At 74.2% G+C, this 21083-nt stretch carries 19 protein-coding genes; 9 read left to right on the top strand and 10 right to left on the bottom strand.

What is annotated here, in order from left to right; all coding sequences use genetic code 11:
- Positions 1 to 91 precede the first annotated feature (91 nt).
- A complete protein-coding gene (locus tag ACWCYY_RS06330) occupies positions 92 to 1036 on the top strand; it encodes a quinone oxidoreductase family protein (protein WP_380148603.1) in 945 nt (314 codons plus the stop codon).
- Between the two features lie 31 nt (positions 1037 to 1067).
- Here ACWCYY_RS06330 and ACWCYY_RS06325 read toward each other — a convergent pair whose 3' ends face one another.
- Positions 1068 to 1481: a VOC family protein gene (locus ACWCYY_RS06325; protein ID WP_345281412.1), complete on the bottom strand. Its 414-nt coding sequence runs from the start codon at positions 1479 to 1481 to the stop codon at positions 1068 to 1070.
- 165 nt (positions 1482 to 1646) lie between these two features.
- On the opposite strand from ACWCYY_RS06325, the gene ACWCYY_RS06320 reads away from it, so the two are divergent.
- On the top strand, positions 1647 to 4562 hold the full coding sequence (locus tag ACWCYY_RS06320; protein ID WP_449795286.1) for an FAD-binding and (Fe-S)-binding domain-containing protein: 2916 nt from the start codon (positions 1647 to 1649) through the stop codon (positions 4560 to 4562).
- Positions 4563 to 4790: 228 nt separating this feature from the next.
- Here the strand turns inward: ACWCYY_RS06320 and ACWCYY_RS06315 are convergent, their stop codons facing one another.
- Both ACWCYY_RS06315 and ACWCYY_RS06310 read right to left on the bottom strand, forming a co-directional pair.
- Positions 4791 to 5441, bottom strand: a complete 651-nt coding sequence (locus tag ACWCYY_RS06315) for a hypothetical protein (protein ID WP_449795285.1) — start codon at positions 5439 to 5441, stop codon at positions 4791 to 4793.
- Positions 5438 to 6250, bottom strand: a complete 813-nt coding sequence (locus ACWCYY_RS06310; protein ID WP_449795284.1) for an ATP-binding cassette domain-containing protein — start codon at positions 6248 to 6250, stop codon at positions 5438 to 5440. The genes ACWCYY_RS06315 and ACWCYY_RS06310 overlap by 4 nt, the downstream gene beginning before the upstream one ends.
- 183 nt (positions 6251 to 6433) lie before the next feature.
- Between ACWCYY_RS06310 and ACWCYY_RS06305 the strand changes: the two genes are divergently transcribed.
- From ACWCYY_RS06305 to ACWCYY_RS06285, 5 genes are all read left to right on the top strand, one after another.
- Positions 6434 to 6616, top strand: coding sequence for a hypothetical protein (locus ACWCYY_RS06305; RefSeq protein WP_449795283.1), 183 nt, complete (start codon positions 6434 to 6436; stop codon positions 6614 to 6616).
- Between the two features lie 85 nt (positions 6617 to 6701).
- Positions 6702 to 7331, top strand: coding sequence for a transglutaminase domain-containing protein (locus ACWCYY_RS06300; protein ID WP_345281420.1), 630 nt, complete (start codon positions 6702 to 6704; stop codon positions 7329 to 7331).
- Positions 7332 to 7336: 5 nt separating this feature from the next.
- Positions 7337 to 7795, top strand: a complete 459-nt coding sequence (locus tag ACWCYY_RS06295) for a GNAT family N-acetyltransferase (protein WP_345281422.1) — start codon at positions 7337 to 7339, stop codon at positions 7793 to 7795.
- Between the two features lie 62 nt (positions 7796 to 7857).
- Complete coding sequence (locus ACWCYY_RS06290; protein ID WP_449795282.1) at positions 7858 to 8523, top strand: class I SAM-dependent DNA methyltransferase; 666 nt, start codon at positions 7858 to 7860, stop codon at positions 8521 to 8523.
- 56 nt (positions 8524 to 8579) lie between these two features.
- Positions 8580 to 9128: a GNAT family N-acetyltransferase gene (locus ACWCYY_RS06285; protein WP_345281426.1), complete on the top strand. Its 549-nt coding sequence runs from the start codon at positions 8580 to 8582 to the stop codon at positions 9126 to 9128.
- 7 nt (positions 9129 to 9135) lie between these two features.
- Here ACWCYY_RS06285 and ACWCYY_RS06280 read toward each other — a convergent pair whose 3' ends face one another.
- The 5 genes from ACWCYY_RS06280 to ACWCYY_RS06260 all read right to left on the bottom strand — a co-directional run bounded on the left by ACWCYY_RS06280 (position 9136) and on the right by ACWCYY_RS06260 (position 12252).
- The gene (locus ACWCYY_RS06280) at positions 9136 to 9648 is read right to left on the bottom strand and encodes a DinB family protein (protein WP_345281427.1); all 513 of its coding nucleotides are present in this window, start codon (positions 9646 to 9648) and stop codon (positions 9136 to 9138) included.
- Positions 9649 to 9735: 87 nt separating this feature from the next.
- A complete protein-coding gene (locus tag ACWCYY_RS06275; RefSeq protein ID WP_345281429.1) occupies positions 9736 to 10122 on the bottom strand; it encodes a VOC family protein in 387 nt (128 codons plus the stop codon).
- A 26-nt stretch (positions 10123 to 10148) separates the two neighbouring features.
- Positions 10149 to 10886, bottom strand: coding sequence for a hypothetical protein (locus ACWCYY_RS06270; RefSeq protein WP_449795281.1), 738 nt, complete (start codon positions 10884 to 10886; stop codon positions 10149 to 10151).
- Between the two features lie 254 nt (positions 10887 to 11140).
- Positions 11141 to 11809: a hypothetical protein gene (locus ACWCYY_RS06265; protein ID WP_449795280.1), complete on the bottom strand. Its 669-nt coding sequence runs from the start codon at positions 11807 to 11809 to the stop codon at positions 11141 to 11143.
- A 113-nt stretch (positions 11810 to 11922) separates the two neighbouring features.
- Positions 11923 to 12252, bottom strand: a complete 330-nt coding sequence (locus ACWCYY_RS06260; RefSeq protein WP_345281435.1) for a hypothetical protein — start codon at positions 12250 to 12252, stop codon at positions 11923 to 11925.
- 244 nt (positions 12253 to 12496) lie between these two features.
- On the opposite strand from ACWCYY_RS06260, the gene ACWCYY_RS06255 reads away from it, so the two are divergent.
- Positions 12497 to 16051 (top strand): S8 family serine peptidase, encoded by a 3555-nt coding sequence (locus tag ACWCYY_RS06255; protein WP_449795279.1) that lies wholly within the window; start codon positions 12497 to 12499, stop codon positions 16049 to 16051.
- Positions 16052 to 16132: 81 nt separating this feature from the next.
- Here ACWCYY_RS06255 and ACWCYY_RS06250 read toward each other — a convergent pair whose 3' ends face one another.
- Positions 16133 to 16462: a hypothetical protein gene (locus ACWCYY_RS06250; RefSeq protein ID WP_345281439.1), complete on the bottom strand. Its 330-nt coding sequence runs from the start codon at positions 16460 to 16462 to the stop codon at positions 16133 to 16135.
- Between the two features lie 108 nt (positions 16463 to 16570).
- On the opposite strand from ACWCYY_RS06250, the gene ACWCYY_RS06245 reads away from it, so the two are divergent.
- On the top strand, positions 16571 to 19063 hold the full coding sequence (locus ACWCYY_RS06245) for a M60 family metallopeptidase (protein WP_449795278.1): 2493 nt from the start codon (positions 16571 to 16573) through the stop codon (positions 19061 to 19063).
- Positions 19064 to 19108: 45 nt separating this feature from the next.
- Here ACWCYY_RS06245 and ACWCYY_RS06240 read toward each other — a convergent pair whose 3' ends face one another.
- Positions 19109 to 20998: a discoidin domain-containing protein gene (locus ACWCYY_RS06240; RefSeq protein ID WP_449795277.1), complete on the bottom strand. Its 1890-nt coding sequence runs from the start codon at positions 20996 to 20998 to the stop codon at positions 19109 to 19111.
- Positions 20999 to 21083 lie beyond the last annotated feature (85 nt).

The raw sequence follows: 21083 nt of genomic DNA, 5'->3' as shown, positions 1-21083 counted from the left end.
TGATCGTTGGACCTCCCCATGATCTGGGTATACCGTGGGGTCGCCGACGAATCCGTTGGGTACACCAACGAACAGCACCCGGGAGGTCCTGATGCGACGGGTCCGCTTCCACGCGTACGGGGCCCCGGAGGTGCTCAGGGTCGAGCGCGGCGAGGTGCCCGAGCCCGGCCCCGGCGAGCTGCTTGTGCGCACCGAGGTGATCGGCGTCAGCCTCCCCGGCGTCCGCAAGGTGCGCGGCGCCGGCGCGGCCGGACCGCTGCCGGAGGGCGCCGGGGTGATCGGCGGCGAGGTGGCCGGCCGGGTGGTCGCGGGCGGCCCCGGGGTCGAGGGCTTCGCGATCGGCGAGCGGGTGGTCTCGCTCGCCTTCGGCGAGGCGTACGCCGAACTGGCCGTCGTCCCGGTCGCCATGACGGAGCGGATCCCGCCGAAGCTGGAGACCGAGCAGGCGCTGGCGCTGCGCCGCAACGGCCAGGTGGCGCTGGCCGTGCTGGCCACCGCCGCACCGCTGCCCGAGGAGTCGGTCCTGGTGACCGCCGCGGCCGGCGGCGTCGGGCACCTGCTGGTGCAGCTGGCCAAGCTGCGCGGGGTGCGCCGGGTGGTGGCCGCGGTGAGCTCGGAGGCCAAGGCCGACTTCGTCCGCGGCCTGGGCGCCGACGAGGTGGTGTCGTACGCCGACGAGAAGTGGGGCGATCCGGCCGACGTGGTGCTGGACGGGGTCGGCGGCGAGCTGCTCCCCCGGGCGCTGGACGCGGTGGTGCCCGGCGGCCGGATGGTCTACTTCTCCTCCGGCGGCGGCTCCCTGCCCGCCTACGACCTGCTGGCCGGCGGCAAGACCGTCACCGGCCTCTCGATGTCCCGCTTCGTGCGCACCCGGCCGGAGCTGTACCGCGAGCACGGCGAGCAGCTCTGGGAGCTGGCGCTGGCCGGCCGGCTGCGGGCCGCCGTGCACGCGCGCCTGCCGCTGGCCCAGGCGGCCCGGGCGCACGCGCTGATCGAGGCCCGGGCCAACCTGGGCAAGGTCGTGCTCGCCCCCTGACGGTCCGTCGGGTCAGCCCTCGTCCGTCGGGTCAGCCTTCGTGCGGGGGCTCCGCGTTCTCGTCCATCCAGACGTACTCCCACTGGTGGCCGTCCAGGTCATGGAAGCTGCGGCTGTACATGAAGCCGAGGTCCATCGGGTCGTTGGCCGGACCGGCCCCGGCCGCGATGGCCTTGGTCACCACCTCGTCCACCTGCTCCCGGCTCTCCGCGCTGAGGGCGAGGATCACCTCGGTGGTGGTGTTCGTGTCCGCCAGTTGCTTCTTCGTGAACTCCTTGAACTTCGTCTCGGTCAGCAGCATCACGAAGATGCTGTCGCTGATGACCAGACAGGCGGCCGTCTCGTCGGTGAACTGCGGGTTGTGCGAGTACCCCATCGCCTTGAAGAAGGCGAGCGAGCGGTCGAGGTCACGCACGGGGAGATTGACGAAGATCATCGTAGGCATGGTGCTGCCCGTTTCTGTCGCGGCTCGGTGGGACAGAACCGAGCTTGGCACCACCGTGCGCGCGCCACACCTCGAACGGGGCGGTCGGCCGGGCGCGTTGGTGCCCGGCCCGCCCTCGTGTAGAGATGGACGGAGCCGTTCGGGACGAGGAGAGGGTGTCGCGTCATGCCGCTGCTGGAGCCGGACCCGCGGGCGCTGAGGCCCGCCGCACCGACCACCCCGGCGGGTGACCGGGTGGCCGACGCGCGGGCGGAGGGCACCCCGGCCGGACTCCGGGAGGACCTGGTCGCGCTGCTCGGGCCCGGCAAGGTGCTGAGCAAGGTCTCCGACCTGGTCCGGTACGCCTCGGACGCCAGCCCGTACCGCTTCGTGCCGCAGGTGGTGGTGATCGCCGAGACGGTCGCGGACGTCTCGGCCGTCTTCGCCTACGCCCACCGGAAGGGCCGCCAGGTGGTGCTCCGGGCGGGCGGCACCAGCCTCAACGGGCAGGCACAGGGCGAGGACGTGCTGGTGGACGTGCGCCGGCACTGGGCCGGGATCACCGTCGAGGGCGAACGGGCCCGGATCCGTCCCGGCACCACGGTGGCCCGCGCCAACGCCGCGCTGGCCCGGCACGGCCGGGTGCTCGGCCCCGACCCGGCCAGTGCCATCGCCGCCACCATCGGCGGCGTGGTGGCCAACAACGCCTCCGGCATGACCGCCGGCACCACCCGCAACTCCTACCGCACCCTGGCGTCGCTCACCGTCGTGCTGCCGTCCGGCACCGTGGTCGACACCGCCGACCCGGAGGCCGACAGGCGGCTGGCGGAGCGCGAACCGGCGCTCTGCGCGGGCCTGTTGGCCCTCAAGGCGGAGATCGAGGCCGACCCGGCGCTGGTGGCGCGGATCCGCGCCAAGTACGAGATCAAGAACACCAACGGCTACCGGCTGGACGCCTTCCTCGACGGCGACACCCCGGTGCGGATCCTGCGCGGCCTGATGGTCGGCTCCGAGGGCACCTTCGGCTTCGTCGCCGAGACGGTCTTCGACACCCTGCCGCTGCACCGCCTCGCCTCCGCCGCGCTGCTCTTCTTCCCCTCGCTGCGGGACGCCGCGGCGGCCGTCCCGCTGTTCGCCGAGGCCGGCGCGCTGGCGGTCGAGCTGATGGACGGCAACACGCTGCGCGCCTCCACTGCCGTGCCAGGGGTCCCCGCCGACTGGGCAGGCCTGCCGAAGGAGACCGCCGCCCTGCTGGTGGAGTTCCGCGCCCCCGACGAGGTCTCGCTGGCCACCGCCGAGGCCCGGGCCGCCGAGCTGCTCGGCAAACTCCAACTGGCCACCCCCGCCGCCTCGGTGACCAACACGTTCACCCGGGACGCCGCCACCGTGGCCGGGTACTGGAAGGCACGCAAGGCCTTCGTCACCGCGATCGGCTCGGCCCGGCCGCCCGGCACCACCCTGCTCACCGAGGACTTCGCGGTGCCGCCGTCCCGGCTGGCCGAGGCCTGCGAGGCCCTGCTGGAGCTCCAGGCCGAGCACGGCTTCGACGCCGCCGTGGCCGGCCACGCGGCCCACGGCAACCTGCACTTCCTGCTCTCCTTCGACCCGGCCGACCAGGGCGACCTGGACCGCTACGCCGCCTTCATGGCCGCGTTCTGCGAGCTCACCGTGGAGCGCTTCGACGGCTCGCTGAAGGCCGAGCACGCCACCGGGCGCAACATCGCGCCGTTCCTGGAGCTCGAATGGGGGCCGCAGGCCACCGAGTTGATGTGGCGCACCAAGCAACTCCTCGACCCGCAGGGCATCCTGGCGCCCAGGGTGGTGCTGGACCGCGACCCGCTGGGCCACCTGCGCGGCCTCAAGACCATCCCCCGGATCGAGCCGGTGGCCGACCCCTGCATCGAGTGCGGCTTCTGCGAGCCCACCTGCCCGAGCGCCGACCTCACCACCACGCCCCGCCAACGGATCGTGCTGCGCCGAGAGTTGATGCGCCAACCGGACTCCTCCCCGGTCGCCGTGGAGCTGCTCGACGCCTACGGCTACGACGCCGTGGACACCTGCGCCGGCGACTCCACCTGCAAGCTGGCCTGCCCCGTCGGCATCGACACCGGCGCCATGATGAAGGACTTCCGGCACCGGCGCCACACCCCGCGCGAGGAGCGCACCGCCGCCCTGCTGGCCGCCCGCTACAAGCAGGTCGAGGCCTCCGCCCGGCTCGCGGTCGGCGCCGCGGAACGGATCTCCGACCGGCTGCTGGCCACCGTCACCGAGGCCGCCCGCAAGGCCGTCCGGCCCGATCTGGTGCCCGAGTGGCTGCCCGAGATCCCCGGCGCCGCCACCCGCCGGATGCCGCCGACCTCCCGGGTCGGCGCCGCAGCCGTCTACTACCCCGCCTGCGTCAACCGCATCTTCGGCGAGCCGGCCGACCACAAGGGCCCCACCCTGCCCGAGGCCCTGGTCGCCGTCTCCGAGCGGGCCGGGCGTCCGGTCTGGATCCCGGACGACGTGGCCGGCACCTGCTGCGCCACCATCTGGCACTCCAAGGGCTACGAGGAGGGCAACGTCCTGATGGCCAACCGGATCGTCGAGGCCGCCTGGGGCTGGACCGGCGGCGGCAAGCGGCCGCTGATCGTGGACGCCTCCTCCTGCACCCTCGGCATCGCCCACGAGGTGGTCCCCTACCTCACCGACCTCAACCGCGAACTCCACGCCGAACTCACGGTGGTGGACTCGATCGTGTGGGCCGCCGAGCTGCTCCCCTCGCTGACCGTGCTGCGCACCGTGGACTCCGCCGTGCTCCACCCCACCTGCTCGATGCGGCACCTCGGCGACGAGGCCGAGCTCCGGGCGGTGGCCGAGGCCTGCGCGGACGAGGTGGTCGTCCCCGACGACGCCGGCTGCTGCGCCTTCGCGGGCGACCGGGGCATGCTGCACCGCGAACTGACCGAGTCCGCCACCGCCCGCGAGGCCGCCGAGGTGACGGCCCGCCAGTTCTCCACCCACGTCTCGGCCAACCGGATGTGCGAGGTCGGCATGGAGCACGCCACCGGCCGGCCCTACCACTCCGTCCTGCTCGACCTGGAGCGCGCCACCCGGCCATGAGACCGGCCGGCGACCGGGGAGTGCGCCGCAGGGGCGCGAGGCTCTGCTGATCTGCGGCTCCGCCGTGGGGCGCGAGTACGGAAGGCGGACCAGCGCGGGATCGGGGCATCCGAGCCGGTTGCCCGTGTTGCCGTTCCCCCGCGCGCCCCGCGGCGGAGCCGCAGATCAGCAGAGCCCCGCGCCCCGGGCGCACCACCACGCGCCCGTCCCATTGCCGATCAGTTCGAGTCAGCGGCGGCGAGCGGCAAGCCAGCCGGTGGCGGCGGTGAGGACGGCCAGCAGCGCGGCGGCCCAGGCGGTGAGTGCCAGCAGGGTGGCGGTGGACGGGGCGGGCGGGGCCGCACTGAGCAGGCGGACGGTCCCGTTCACCGGGCTCGCGGTGCGGCTGACCAGGGCGGTGAGGCTGAGCACCGCTGCGGTCGCGAAGGCGTGGCCGGGGCGGCGGATCACCGGCCGGGCGCAGAGCCCGCCGAGGGCGGTGCCGGTCAGGACGGCGGTGGTGTGGGCGAGCAGACCCTCCGTCAGTTCCGTCGCGGTGTGGAGCGTCCCGCCCGCCGCCATCGGCCAGACCAGCGCGACGGCGGCCAGGGCCAGGCCGCAGAGCACGGCGGCGGCGGTGCGGCCGAGCAGGGCGCGGGTGCGGCCGCCCGCGTTGACGGCGGTGACGGCGGCCTGGAGCGGGTCCTCGGTGTTGTGCAGCACCAGCGCCAACCAGACCGTGACGGGCAGCAGCGCGCCGGCCGAGGCCCCGTACCCCTGGAGGACCGGCCCGGGCACGGCGTGCAGCACGGCCAGCAGGGCCAGGTAGAGCACCAGTTGGGGCAGGTAGCGCTGCGAGCGGAGGAAGTCGGCGAGCGCGTAGCGGGCGACGGCGGTCATGCGGGCCGCCCTCCGCTCCGGGTGACCTCGTGGATCGAGTGCCCGCGGCGCAGCAGCTCGGCGAGCACCGCGTCCGCGTGCTCGGGGTCGACCTCCAGACGGTCGCCGTCGTGGGCCCGCACACCGTCCAGCGAGGTCAGCCGCTCCGCCGCGGGCAGCGCGAGCCGCACCGCCACCACGCGCGTCTCCTCCGCCGCCAGCCGCCCGCCCCGCAGGTGGTGCACGGCGTCGGCGGTGGCGGCCACCGTCCCCTGCTGGTGCTCCGTCAGCAGCACCACCGCCCCGGCCTCCCGCCGCTCGGCCAGGCACTCCCCCAGCGCCCGGTGCGCCTCGCTGTCCAGCCCCGACCACGGCTCGTCCAGCACCAGCAACTCCGGCTCCGCCAGCAGCGCCTGGGCCAGCGCCACCTTCTGCGCGTTCCCCTTCGACAGGGTGGCCACCGGCGCCTCCGGGTCCCCGGCGAGCGCGAACCGCTCCAGCAGCTCGTCGCCGCGCCGGGCCGCGGCGGCGGTCCCGAGCCCCTGGATCCGCCCCATGTGCCGCAGGTACGAACGCGCCGACAGCCGCAGCCCGGCCGGCAGCCGCTCCGGCACGTACCCCACCCGCCCGGGCCGCCCGCGCACCACCCCGCCGTCCGCCCGCACCAGCCCCGCGGCCACCCTCAGCAGCGTCGACTTCCCCGACCCGTTCCCACCGACCACGGCCGTCACCACCCCGCCCGGCAGCTCCAGCGTCACCCCGTCCAGCACGAACCCGCCCCGGCACCCGTACCGCACCCGCACCGACTCCAGCCGCACCCGTTCCTCCACCCACGATCACCCGACCGCCCCTCAACGCCCGGCCCGCCCCGGTGGTTCCGGCCTCCGCGTCGTCGGCACGGAGGCCCCGCGGCACGCGGCCCACGTGACGACGGCGAACTGGAGCGGATCCAAGCCCTTCTGCTGCGCGAACGCCCCGTCCACTACGCCCTGTTGGAGCACCCGGAACCACGCGTGCGGAGCGGAGCAGCCGAGCTGGTCTCCGTGATCGACTCGGGAGCGCAGCGGCGTACCGACGCCTTGGAGCGGATGTGGCGCTCCGAGACCGACGCGCACGTCCGCGGCGTGGTGGCGCGCGAGCTGAACGTGTCCCTCATCCACCCCGACCGCGGGTTCCGCGCGGACGTGCCGTTGTGAGGCCCGGCGACACCCGCGTCCCGGGGTCTGTCCGCAGACTGGAATCCTGCGTGCGACGGACGCCGACGACGACAGAGTGGGCGGCATGATGCTGCAAGCGGAGACCGAGGACCTGGCCGCCTACCTGGTGGCGGACGACGTGATCGACCATCAGCGCCCGGAGCTGGCCGCGCTGGCCGCCGGGTTGGACGGGCCCGAGGCGGCGTTCCGCTTCGTCCGTGACGAGGTGTCGCACTCCGCCGACGCGGGGGTGTGGAGCGGGGCGTTCCGGGCGTCGGAGGTGCTGGCGGCGGGGAACGCGGTCTGCCACGGGAAGGCCCACCTGCTGGCCGCGCTGCTGCGGGCCCAGGGCGTGCCGACGGGCCTGTGCTACCAGCGACTGGAGGACGACGAGGGCGGGTTCGTGCTGCACGCGCTCAACGCCGTGCACCTCAACGGCCGTTGGTCCCGGCTGGACGCGCGGGGCAATCGGGAGGGGGTGGACGCGCAGTACGACCTCGAGCGGGAGCGTCTGGCGTGGCCGGTCCGGCCGGAGCTGGGTGAGCGGGACTACGCGATGATCTTCGCCGCGCCGCCGGCCCCACTGGTCGAGGACCTCGCCCGCGCCGTGCCGGGCCGCGCCGGCTTCGGATACCTGCCGGGCGAACTTCCCGCCACCGTCGACTCCGCCCCGTCGGGAACGCCACCGGTGCCACCGCCGTTGGTCGCTGTGTGACGGCGATGCGGATCAGAGCGGCGCGGGCCGACGAAGCGGGGCTCCTCAGCGGGTTGGCCCTTCGCTCGAAGGCGTACTGGGGCTACGACGCCGCATTCATGGCGGCCTGCCGGGACGAACTCACCCTCGCTCCGGCCGAGATCGCCCCCCGACGGGCGACCGTGGCCGTCGACGACCGCGACCGGGTGCTGGGCTTCGCGACGCTCGAAGGGGAACCGCTCACCGGCGACCTGGGCATGCTGTTCGTCGCCCCGGAGGCGATCGGCCAGGGCATCGGCCGACTGCTCCTCGACCATCTGGTGACCACTGCCCGGGAGTTGGGCTTCACCGGCCTCACCATCGACGCGGACCCGAACGCCGAGCCCTTCTACCGCGCGATGGGCGCCGTCCGCACCGGCACCGTCCCGTCCGAGTCGATCCCCGGCCGGGTGCTCCCGCAGCTGCTCCTCTCCGTCGGCCCCTGAGCGCCTGCCCGACGGGACCGTGCGACGACCCGCCGCGCCCCGCCGACCGCTAGGTTCGCCGTATGACCGACGACGACTTCCTCGCACCCACCCGCACCTTCTACGACGCGATCGCCGAGGACTACGCCGAGCACTTCCGGGATGTGCTCGGCGGGCAGCCGTTGGACCGGGCCCTGCTCGGGGCGTTCGCCGAGGGCGTCGGCGGCGGGGAGGTGGCCGATCTGGGGTGTGGGCCCGGGGAGGTGACGGGGTATCTGGCGGGCCTCGGGGTGGACGTCTTCGGGGTCGACCTGTCGCCGCGGATGGTCGCACTGGCGCGGCGGACGCAGCCGGGGGTGCGATTCGAGGAAGGCACCCTGACGGCCGTCGACCGGGCGGACGGGAGTCTCGCCGGAGTGCTGGCGTGGTACTCCCTGATCCACCTGCCGGACGAGCGGCTGCCGGACGCACTGGCCGAGTTCAGGCGTCTCCTGGCCCCCGGCGGCCTGCTGCTGCTCGGCTTCCAGACCGGCGACGAGCCGCTGCACGTGGCCGAGCCGTTCGGGCATCCGGTCGCGCTGGACTTCCGCCGCCGGCGGCCGGAGCAGTTCACCGGGCTGCTGCGGGCGGCCAGGTTCACCGTGCGGGCGGAGGTACGACGCGCGCAGGACGTGGAGCGCGGGGAGACGGCCCCGCAGGCGTTCCTGCTGGCGCGGCGCTCCGGGGAGGAAAACCCTTCGCTCGCGTGATCACCGGCGGGTACGGTGTGCGGTCGACCCTCACCCACCCCGAAGGGGACACCCGCATGATCGAAGGCCGTCTCGTCGCCCTCCGCGCCCTGCGCGAGGAGGACGCGGAGCACCACCTGCGCTGGCGCAACGACCCGGAGGTGGTGCACTGGGCCTGCGCCGGGGACCCGACCTTCGGGCCGGCCACCCGGGAGGCGGTCGGGCTCGGCTTCGAGAGGATGCTGCGGCTGATCCCGAACGAGTCCGCGGTCCTCACCGTCGAGACGCTGACGGACCGCCAGGTGATCGGCATGGTCGACTACCGCGACCTCGACCCCTGGGCCGGCTCCGTGACCGTCGGCATCACCATCGGCGAGCGCGACTTCTGGGGAACGGGCCACGGCTCCGACGCGCTCGGCCTCCTGGTGGACCACCTGTTCGGCCAGTTCCCGCTGGTCCGCGTCCAGTTGGACACCTGGAGCGGGAACGAGCGGGCGGTGCGGGCCTTCTCCAAGCTGGGCTTCCAGGAGGAGGGCCGCCGCCGCTCCGCCGTGATGGTCGGCGGGGTCCGCCACGACGAGGTGCTGTTCGGCATGCTCCGCGAGGAGTGGCGGCCCCGGGGCTGACCCGCGGTCAGGCCCCGACCCTGCCGTCGACGGACTCGCGGAGGAAGTCGGCGTGCCCGTTGTGCCGCGCGTACTCCACCAGGACGTGCACCATCACCATCCGCAGCGACACGTCCTCCTCCCACCGGGGCTGACGCCCCACCAGGTCGAGCGAGGCGGCCTCCCGTTCGATGCGGCGGGAGGTCTCCACCTCGGCCTCCCAGGCCGCGAAGGCCTCGGCCCGGGTGGAGCGGGAGGCGTCGTAGGCGGCCTGGAAGTCGATCTCCTCCGACCAGACCAGTGGCACCTCGTTGTCCTCGAAAACCCGCCGGAACCAAGCCCGTTCGACCTCAGCCATGTGCCGCACCAGGGCGAGCAGCGACAGGGTCGAGGGCGGCGAGGACTTGCTCCGGAGCTCCTCGTCCGTGAGCCCCGCGCACTTCATGGCCAGGGTCGCACGCTGGTACTCCAGGAATCCCCGCAGCGTCCCGCGCTCGTCGCCCAGCAGCGGCGGTCCGACCCGCTCGTCGGCTTCACCCATCACGCACGCACCTCTCCGCCCCTGAACCACACCTGAACCACCCCTGACGGACGGTCAACGCGGCCACGCTACCGCCCGCCGGGCCGGTCAGTGGTGCTGGATCAGCTGGATCAGGTTGCCGCAGGTGTCGTCGAGGACGGCGGTGGAGACCGGGCCCATCGGGGTCGGGGGCTGGGTGAAGCGGACTCCGAGGTCGAGCAGGCGCCGGTGCTCGGCCGCCAGGTCGGCCACCAGGAAGGAGGCGGCGGGGATGCCGTCCTCGACCAGGGCCTGCTTGTAGGGCTTGACGGCGCGGTGGCCGGAGGGTTCGAGGAGGAGTTCGGGGCCGTCGGGGTCCTCGGCGGAGACGACGGTGAGCCAGCGGTCCTCGCCGAGGGGGACGTCGGCCTTGGTGCGGAAGCCGAGGACCTCCGTGTAGAAGGTCTGGGCGGCGGCCTGGTCGTCCACGAAGACGCTGGTCAGATGGATCCTCATGGGCCCGATCCTGCCATCCGGGGGTGTCAGCCCGGGTGGAACGCCACGCGGACCCTGTCGTCGACCGGGACGACCAGCACGTTGCCGTCGCGCCAGGTCCAGTCCTGCGAGACGAGGAACAGCCGGTGGTCGGAGTCGGTCAGCAACCGCAGGCCCCGGTAGCGGTACTTGAAGCGCTGCTCGGCACCGGCGCCGGGCAGTTGGCGCTCCTCCACGCCCGGCCACTGGAGGTAGAGCCGCTCGGTGGTGTCGAGGACCACCGCCGGGCGCAGCGCGAGGTTGCCCGCCATCCGCTGCGCCTCCCGGCGTCCCTTCTCCTGGGCGAAGGCACCCACGGCCCAGAAGGAGCAGAGGGCGATCAGCGCCGCGAGGACGGCCAGGGCCGCCTTCTCCCGGGCGACCGGGTAGGGCGCACCGGTGCTGCGCACCGACAGCACCCGGGCGTAGAGGACCAGTACCAGGCCGCCCCCGATCAGCAGCGGGGTGCCCAGCGCGCCCGCGTCGATCACCCCGAACCCGGCGGACAGCCCGAGCAGCAGGCAGAGGACGGCCACCACCGTCAGGCCGCGACACCCGCGGCGGACGCGCCGGGCCCAGACCGAGGCGCCCGCACCGGGGTCGGCATCGGCGGCAGCGGCGACCAGGTAGTGGACGAGCACGCCCGCGAGGGCGGCGCAGAGCAGCACCCCGGCCGGGAGGTAGAGCGCGGCGGAGCTGCGCAGCAGGAAGTCCTGGACGGAGAAGCCCAGGGTCGCGGCGTCCACCCCGAAGTGGGCGTAGAGCGCATCCGTGTAGGCGTACCCGAAGTAGAGCAGCAGGGCGGTGACGAAGGTGGTCGGCGCGATCCAGCCGGCGAGCCGGCTGATCCAGCTGCTCCACAGCCGCGGGCCGTCGTCCGCCGCTCCGGCCGCCTCCCCGGCAGGGGTCCGCTCCCCGGCACCGGCCCGTTCGCCGTCCCCCGCGCCGGCCCGTTCGCCGTCCCCCGCACCGGGCCGTTCCTCCTCCGCCGCGGGTCCGTTCAGGAGGTGCTCGCAGAAGGTGTGGGCCTGCCGGAGGAGGTGACCGCCCCGCCGGGCGAGGCGCTCTTCGGCCCGGGCTGCGAGGGGGCCCGCTGTTCGAAGGACGGGCTGGTCACCGCCCCCTTGACCGGGACCGGTGAGCCCTCCACGGTGACGGTGCCGCAGGTGGTGAGGGGGAAGCCGCCGGGGCTCGGGCCCTGGAACGCGAAGGCGACGGCGATGTCGCCCCGGGCCGCGATCGTCCGGGGCTCCGCGGCGTCGTCGACCGGGACCGCCGCCCTGCCGTGGCAGTCGCCCACCTGGCTGACGACCACGGTGAGGGCCTGGTCCGTCCTGTTCTCCACCGACACCCGGGCGTTGGGCCAGATCCCGTCGATCCGGGACGACACCATGCCGGCCCGGTCGAACCCGCCCTGCTTGCCTCCGGGGGAGGTGCGCTCCTGCGGCGAGCTCCTCCCGGAGCCCTCGACTGCTGGGGCGGAGTCCGGCTCACCGGGCAGGGCCTCCGAAGTCCCTTGCGGTAGGCCCGAGTTCGCCTGCACCCCGGGCGGTGCGGTCGTGGTCGCCGTTGCGCCCGAGCCACCGCCCGAACCACCGCCGGAGCATCCGGTGACCATCGCCAGCCCGCAGAGCAGCAGCCCGACGCCCTTCCAGCCCGTTGCCGTCACGCGGCATCACGATACCCGTGCGTACACGGCCGGGCCGCCGACCCGCCGACGTCGCGCACGGAGTCACCTCGGCGAACCTCCGCCCGACGGGTGGACCCTCACCCGACGGCGGGTCAGCCGGGCAGCCCCGGCCAGTCCGCCGGGGAGACCTCCGGGTCGTTGCCGCGCACCCAGACGGCGGAGACGCCGAAGATCCGCCGGATCACCGCGAAGCCGCCCTCCCAGCCGCCGGGGAGGCGCAGGCGGCCGGTGCGCACCGCCTCGCCGACCCCTTCCGCCCCGGCCATCCGCAGTTCGCCGGTCCAGCTGGGCAGGCCGAGCTGCGGGAGGTTGCCGGTGAGTTCGGCCCGGACCGGGATCTCCCGGCCCTCGGCCAGCACGACGGCGGGGCCCCGGTACTCGGGCGACGGACGCTCGGCCTGGGGATGCGCGGGGGCGGTCATGATCCGACTCTGTGCACGTCGCCGGCGCCGTGCAACTCCGGATCGCCCACCCGTGTGGCCGACGGCCCGCTGACCGAACGTCAGATTCAGGACACAGTCCGTCACTTGTCTGCCATGTCATGTCACGGCCATGTGAAATCCGTTTCCCCGCCACCAGCCGCCGGGCAGGGATGCCGACCGCACCACCGATCTCACCCGTCCGTGCGGCGTCCCCTGTACGCCGCCACCGCGTGAAGGAGAATCCGTGGCACATCCGACCGGGCGATGGAGGTCAGCGCTGACCGCGCTGATAGCCGCCGTCGCCATCCCGGCCGCCGCACTGGCCGCTCCCGCCCAGGCCGCCCCGACCGGCAGCGCACCCGACGCCGTCGCGGCCAAGGTCGAGCCCAAGGTGCTGGAGCAACTCGCCGACGAGGACAAGGCGGTGTACTGGGTCGAGCTCAACTCCCAGGCCAGCACGGTGGAGGCGCAGCGCGCCACCACCAAGGCCGCCAAGACCCAGGCGCTCTACCGCTCCAAGACCGAGCACGCCGACACCAGCCAGAAGCACCTGCGCGGCCTGCTGGACAACGCCCAGGCCGAGTACCGCTCGTACTGGATCGTCAACACCATCCGGGTCACCGGCGACCGCAAGCTGCTGGAGCTGATCGCCGGTCAGCCGGAGGTGGCCAAGGTCCGGGCGGCCGTGACCGTGAAGCTGGACGAGGCGCTGCCCGGCACGGCCGAACCCAAGGCCGCCGACGCGGTCGAGTGGAACGTGGACCGGATCGGGGCACCTCGGGTCTGGGACGAGCTGGGCGACCGGGGCGAGGGCGTCGTGGTGGCCAACATCGACTCGGGGGTGGACTACACCCACCCGGCGGTGAACGGCGCCTACCGCGGACGGACCGCGAGCGGCGGCTACGACCACAACTACAACTGGTACGACCCGGCGGGGATCTGCTCCACCGCCGCGCCCTGCGACAACAACGACCACGGCACCCACACCATGGGCACCATGGTCGGCTCCAACGGCGCGGACCGGGTCGGCGTCGCGCCCGGCGCCAGGTGGGTGGCGGCCAAGGGCTGCGAGTCCAACTCCTGCTCGGACGCCTCGCTGCTGGCGGCCGGCCAGTGGGTGATCGCCCCGACCGACCTGGCCGGGCAGAACCCCCGCCCGGACCTGGCACCCGACGTGGTGAACAACTCCTGGGGCGGCACCCTCTACGACACCTGGTACCGGCAGACCGTGCAGGCCTGGATCGACGCGGGCATCTTCCCCGCCTTCTCCAACGGCAACAGCGGGCCGGGCTGCAACTCCAACGGCTACCCGGGCGGTTACACCACCGGCTACTCCTCCGGCTCCTTCAACAGCGCCGGCGCCATCTCCAGCTTCTCCTCCCGCGGCCCGGGCGAGAACGGCCAGCTGAAGCCGGACCTGGCGGCCCCCGGTGAGAACGTCCGCTCCAGCGTGCCCGGCGGCGGCTACGCCTCCTTCAGCGGCACCTCGATGGCCTCGCCGCACACCGCCGCCACGGTGGCCCTGATCTGGTCCCGCTCCCCCGCCCTGCGCGGCAACGTGGCCGAGACCGAGGCGCTGCTCAACCGCACCGCCGTCGACACCGACGCCACCGCCTGCGGCGGCACCGCGGCCCGCAACAACGTCTTCGGCGAGGGGAAGCTGGACGCCTTCGCGGCCGTCTCGGCCGCCCCGCACGGGCCGGTCGGCGCGGTCAACGGCCTCGTCACGTCCGGTGGTTCGGCCCTGGCCGGGGCCACCGTGCTGGTGCACGGCGCGAGCGGCGACCGCACCGCCACCACGGGTGCCGACGGCGGGTACGCGCTGGCGAACCTCGCCGAGGGTGCCTACACCCTGACCGTCTCCAAGTACGGCTACCTGGCCGCCACCGCCGAGGTGACGGTGGTCGCCGACCAGACCGTGAGCCGGGACTTCGCCGTGCTGCAGGCACCGAGCGCCACCGTCTCCGGCACCGTCCGCAGCGGCGGCGCCCCGGCGGCCGGTTCGGTGGTCACCGCCGCCGGCACCCCGGTCAGCGCCACCACGGACGCCGCCGGCCGCTACCAACTCGCCCTCCCGTTGGGCGAGTACGACCTCACCGCGAGCTCCCCGTACCGTTGCGCCGACCAGGCCAGGCGGCACGTGGCGCTGGCCGCCGACACCGCGCTGGACATCGAACTCCCGGTGCGCAGCGACACCTTCGGCTACACCTGCTCGGCCGCCACCGGCGGCTGGACGCCCGGCACCGCCAAGCTGGCGCTGACCGGCGACACTGCCGCCGAGCAGGTCCAACTCCCGTTCCCCGTCGCCCTGTACGGCTCGGTGTACACCTCGGCGTACCTCTCCACCGACGGCCACGTCTCCTTCCCGGCCTCCTCCACGGTGTACGCCAACACCGCGCTTCCCTCGGCCTCGCTGCCCAACGCGGCGCTCTACCCGTTCTGGGACGACCTCTGGCTGGACGCCCAGTCGGGGGTCTACACCGCGACCACCGGCACCGCGCCGAACCGCACCTTCGTGGTGGAGTGGCGCAACGCCGCCTTCTACGCGGCCAAGACCACCCGGCTCTCCTTCTCGGTGGCGATCGGGGAGGACGGCAGCTTCACCTACCGGTACAAGGACGTCGGCGCCGCGCCCACCAACGGCAACGGCGCCACCGTCGGCCTGGAGAACGCCACCGGCACCGACGGCTTCCAGTACTCCTTCAACACCGCATCGGTGACGGACGGTCTGGCGCTCACCTTCCGTCCGGTCCGGACCGGTCTGCTGCGCGGCACGGTGACCGACGCCAACGACGGCAAGCCGCTGGCCGGAGCCACCGTCAAGCTGCTCACCGCCGCCGGGGCCACGGCCGGCACCGCCGTCAGCGGCACCGACGGCGGCTACCTGGTCCAGCCCGCCGCCGGGGACTACTCCCTGGAGGTGGCGGCACCCGACTACGTGACCTCCGGTACGCCGTTCACCGTCACCGCGGGCACCGTGCAGCGGCCCGCCACCGCACTGGCCACCGGCCGGGTCACCGCGTCCGTACCGGGTCTGACCGCCGTCGTCCCGGCCGGGCAGAACCGCAGCCGGACCCTCCAGCTCGCCAACTCCGGTGCGGCGACGGCGTTCACCGTCACCGAGGCGGTGGACGCGGCCTGGCTCAAGGTCACCCCGGCCGCCGGTCAACTGCCCACCGGGGGGCAGCAGACCGTCACCCTGGCGCTGGACGCGGCCGGCGTCACGCCCGGCACGGTCCTCACCGCCCAGCTGCTGGTCCGCTCGGCGAGCGGCCGGGCCCCGCAGCTGACGGTGCCCGTCACCCTGGTCGTCCCGGCCTACCAGGTGGCCCTGGACGCCGGGGCCTCGGGCACCCTCACCGACTCGCTCGGCGACACCTGGACCAAGGACCGCGAGTACGCCGCCGGCTCCTACGGCTACCAGGGCCGCTCCAGCGTCAAGGACACCCGGGAGGCCATCGCCGGCACCGCCGACCCCAAGCGCTTCCAGACCGCCCGCGAGGGCATGTACGGCTACGCCTTCGACAAGGTGCCGAACGGCGTCTACACCGTCGAGCTGGACTTCGCCGAGCTGGACCGCAAGTCGCCCAACTCCCGGGTCTTCGACGTGCTGATCGAGGACAGGGAGGTCATCCCCAACCTGGACATCGCCCTCAGGTCCGGCACCAGGACGGCCCTCACCGAGACCTTCACGGCCACCGTCACCGACGGCCGTCTGGACGTGCGCTTCGTCGCCGCCAACGGCAAGACCCTGCTCAACGCGGTCCGGGTCACCCAGCGCCCGGACCTCACGGGCTGACCGGCTCTCCACCGCGCGGGCCGTTCCCCCTCTCCGGGGGGAGCGGCCCGCGCCGCCGTTCCCGGACTCCCCGGGGGCGCCTCAGACCTCGGTGCGGGTCAGGCAGTGCGGGCAGTGCAGGACGGTGACGGTCTCCCCCCGGGCCCGGCGCACCGCCACCGCGCAGCCCGCCGCGGCCGTGGCGGCGAGGGCGAGCAGGACCGTGGCGGCCGTCGGGCTCCCGAGCAGCAGCAGCTCGACGGCCGTGACCGTCAGCACCGCCGCACCGAGGAAGCGCAGCACGCCCCTGGTCCCGGTGACCGAGGTGCGCCGTTCCGTGAACGGGCTCAGCCCGTCGGCCTGCTCGCACCGCCCGCAGCTCGTGTTCCACGCCGTCACCGGCCCGTCCGCGCGGAGCTCATCAGTCGCCATGGCGGACACAGTAGACGACTTCCGGCCCCTCCGACGGGGTGATTCCACAGGTCAGGGGGCTGTGGTGACGGTGCCTCAGCCACGGGTGCGGTGATCCTGGTCGCAACCATGTCCCCTTTTGTCCCTTTTTGTAAAGGTGGAACCGTGCACCTCCCCCACCGTCTGAGACGTCCCGTCGCCTCCTGCCTGGCCCTCCTGCCGCTGCTCGCCGCCGCTCCGCCGACCGCACCGCCGCACCGGGCCGCCGGTGCCTGGTCCGAGCTGCGCGCCTACGGCCAGTGCCTGACCGTGGAGGACTCCCGGGAGGTACGGCTGCGCTCCTGCGCCTCGCAGTACGGGGAGCCCACCCCGGCCGGGCAGCAGTGGCGGCTGGACGGCCAGGGCCTGCTGCTCAGCGCCCTGCCCGGCGCCCTCGCGCTCGGCCTGCCCGCCGGGAGCTCCCCCGCCTCCGGCGCGCTGACGGCCGCCGTCCCGGCGACCGGCTCCGGCGGTGCCTCGACCGGGCCGTGGTCCTACGACGCCGCCACCGGCCGCCTCGGCTGGCAGGACGGCTCGCGGTACGTGCTGGACTTCAACACCGGCGCGGACCGGGCCTCGCTCTACGCCCCGCACGGCGGCGAGAACCAGCAGTGGTCCTTCTCCCCCTCCGTCACGGCCACCACCCCGCCCACCGGCACCGCCACCGAACTGCGGACCGAGAACCGCTGCCTGACGCTCGATCCGGTGCCGACCCCGGTCCGCACCCTGACCGTCGAGCCCTGCGCCTCCCTCAACGGGGCGCCCACCCCGGCGAACCAGCGCTGGACGGTCACCCCTGACGGCCAGGTGCAGTCCACCACCGCGCCGTACCCCGTGCTGGACGTCACCGCCGACCGGAGCGTGGTCGGACGCCCCGTCAGCAACGGCTCCGACCGGGCCCGCTGGCAGTACGACCCGGCCACCGGCGTGCTGCGCTGGGCCGCCGACCCGACGCTCGCGCTCGACCACTTCCGCTCCTCCGGCACCGCCGGGCTGTACGGGGCGAACGGCGGTGCCAACCAGTCCTGGGCCGCGGTCCCCGCCACCGACCTACCGGGCCCGGCCGGAGTGCAGGCCGCTCCGGGCGCCCCCACCGCCAAGGCCACCTCACCGACCTCGGCCACCCTCTCCTGGCCGGCCCCGAGCGGCCCCGCCCCGGCCGGCTACGCCGTCCGCCGCGACGGCGGCCGGATCGGCGTGACCACCGGGCGCAGCTTCCGGGACGACGGCCTGGGGCCGGGCGGCCTGCACCGCTACACCGTGACCGCGGTCTCCGCCGACGGCGCCGAGTCCGCCCCGAGCCCCGAGGCCGTGCTCACCGCCCCGGCCTGTCCGAGCCCGACCGGGCCGGACGGCCTGCCGCCCTTCGTCCCGCCGGTACCGGGCCGGCCCTACGCCGTCACCCTCACCGGCCTGCCCTCGGCCGAGCAGGAGCGGCAGCGCCAAGGGCTGGACCAACTGCCCTCCGACATCCGGCCGACCGGTCTCCACCTGCCGCCCGGCGGGACGCTCACCGTCTCCGTCACCGGGGCCCCGGCCACCGGGAGCCTGCGGGTGCTGGTCGGCCCGCCGGTCGGCTCCCGGCTGGTCTCCGCCCGCCGCTACCCGGTCGCCACCAGCGGCTCCACCCCGGTCCGCGACCACCGCGGCGGCATGGTGTACCTCGCCTTCGACGGTGCGGCCACCGACCGGGTCACCGTCACCCTGGACGGCGGCCAGGCCGCCCCGGTCTTCGTGCTGGGCCGCACCACGGCCGCCGAGTGGCGTACCCTGCTGGCCGAACGCCCTACCCGCTACGCCGAGTTGGTGGCCGGTCGGACGGTGGTGACGCTCACCCGGGAGGGTGCAGCACGGTACGCGGCCGCCTCGCCGGAGCCGGTGCTGCGGCACCTGGAGTGCGCCCGGGCGATCGAGGACGCCTCCGCCGGGCTCACCCCGCCCGGGGCCGCCGACGCGAGCACCGCGCCGGGGCCGGACTCGCCCGGGGTGTTCCCCTTCCACTACGTGGAGGTGGAGCGGCGGGCCGGGGCCGCCTTCGCCACCAACGACTACATGGGCTTCCAGGACGAATCCGTCTCCTGGATCGCCGACGGCGCCTCGGCGGGCTGGGGCGTCTGGCACGAGCAGGGCCACCACCGGCAGCAACGGGCGGTCAAACCGGGCGAGTTGACGGAGGTCTCGGTCAACCTGCACTCCCTCGCGGTGGCCAAGGCGCTCGGCCGGCCCTCCCGGCTGGTCGCCGAGAAGGCCTACGACACCGCACTGCCGAAGCTCGGACGGTCCGGCGTCTCCTACGGGTCGGACTTCGGCGCCTTCGAACAGCTGGTGATGCTGCAGCAGTTGACGCTGGAGTACGGCGAGGGCTTCTGGCCGGCCGTCCACCACGCGGTGCGGGTCGACCCGCCGACGGGCACCGACCGCTGGGCCGGGCTCGCACTGACCACCAGCCGGGTGGCCGGTCAGGACCTGACCGCCTTCTACCTGGCCTGGGGCGTCCCGCTCACCGCCACCGCCCGACAGGACCTGGCGGCGCTCGGACTCCCGGCCGCCCCCGCCGGTCTGACGGGTCGCCGGGAGCCCTGACCGCACGGTGGTGCCCGGCCGCAGGGGCCGGGCACCACCGTCGGTTCAGACCAGCTGCTCCACCCGCACCCAGTCCACCGCGAGCACCGCACCGCCCGCCGCCACCTGGTCCACACTGGACTGCGGCAGGCCCCAGAACGGGGTGGTCACCTTGTTCCAGCCCGCCGGATAGGCGCCGCCGAGCGCGAAGTTGAGGATCACGTACTGGGGGTGGTCGAAGACCCAGGCGCCCCGGGTGGCCTGGGTCTTCTGCCGGGTGACCTCCAGGTAGCGAACGCCGTCCACCGAGAAGCGCATCGCCGTCGGGGTCCACTCGACCGCGTAGACGTGCCAGCCGGTGACGTCCTGCCCGGCCGGGAAGCGGTACAGCGCACCGATGTTGCCGTCCGCCGAGTAGCCGGGGCCGTGCAGGGCGCCGCTGATCCAGGACGGGTAGCCGATGTTCTCCATGATGTCGGTCTCCCCGCAGCCGGGCCAGGAGACCGCCGGGTCGTCCACATCGGCACCCAGCAGCCAGAAGGCGGGCCAGAGTCCGTCCCCGGCCGGGAGCTTCATCCGGGCGCTGACCCGGCCGTAGGTGAACGTGAACGAGCTGCTGGTGTCGATCCGGCCCGAGGTGAAGCGGTAGCTGCCGCCACCGGGGGCGGTGTGGCCGTTCGGCACGTACCGCGGGGTGATGAGGAGTTGACCGCCGCTCACCCGCAGGACGCCCGGATCGTCCACGTAGGCCTGCGACTCGCCGTTGACCGAACCCATGGTCGAGCCGGTCACCACCACCCGCCAGCGGCCGCGGTCCAGCGCGGTGCCCTCGAAGTCGTCGAACAGCACGGTGCGGTAGGTGCCGGCCCGCTCACCCGGCTGGACCGGGTACTCGGCCGCAGCCGAGCCGCCGGTGCCCCAGACCTGGAACTCGTAGAGCGAGTAGCCGAACTGGGCCGTGTACGGGGCCGGGCTGTAGAACCGGCGGCGCTTCACGCCGAGCATCCGCACGTACCGGCCGGTGACGGCGGCGGGCAGGGTGATCCGGTCGTGGATCCCGGCCGAGCTGCCGGGCGTTCCGATGTCGGCGTCCCGGGCAGCGACTTCGGCCGCCGTGGGCTGGTGCACGGTGCGCCAGGTGCGGTTGTCGTCGGAGACCTGGATCCGGTAGTCCACCGCGTAGGCGGCCTCCCAGTACAGGTCGAAGCCGGTCAGCCGGGCGGTGGCGCCGAGGTCCACGCCGACCCAGCGGCTGTCGCTCCAGTCGCTGGACCAGCGGGTGGTGTCGCCGGTCAGGCCGTCCGGCACCCCGCCGTCGAAGGCGTGCAGCGGGCTGTGCCCCGCGTCCTGGTACCGGTCGCCGTAGGCGGGGTGACGCAGCGCCAGGTTGGCGGTGGTGGCGGAGGCCGGGGCGGGCGGGCCGCCGAAGACCTGGAAGGAGAACAGCGAGTAGCCGTACGGGGTGGCCCGCCGGATGCCGCGCATCCGGACGTACCGGCCGAGCGCGGGCTGCGGGTGGGTGTGGAGGGTGACGGTGCCGCCGGTGCCGGCGTTCTCGGTGTAGACCGACTGCCAGACCGTGCCGTCCTGGGAGACCTCGACGGCGTACTCCAGGCCGAAGGCGGCCTCCCAGACCAGCACCACCCGGGTGATCCGGATGATGCCGCCGAGGTCGACGGCCAGCCAGGCGCCGTCGGCGAACTCGCTCGAGAAGCGGGACGTCGGGTTGGCGTCGAAGGCCTGACCGGCGGCCAGGTGCGGGGCCTCGCTGCCGGAGCTGGTCGCGGCGGCGGGGCGGGCCGCGTAGGCGGCGGCCGCCCGGTCGGCGTCCCAACCGGGTTCGGCGCCGGGCTCGGCGGCGCCGGCGGGGACGGGCGTGAGGGCGGGCAGGGCCAGGGCGGCGGCTCCGGTGGTGGCGGCGAGCAGCACGGAGCGCCGGGTGAGCGGCTCGGACATGGGGGAGCTCCCAAGGGTGGGGGGGTGGGAGGTGCGGCCACTTACTTCGCGACGAGATTTAACGCTTGAGAAAAGTGGCCGTCAA

Source organism: Kitasatospora sp. NPDC001664 (assembly GCF_053596675.1).
This window is presented reverse-complemented; position numbering and strand designations above follow the sequence as displayed.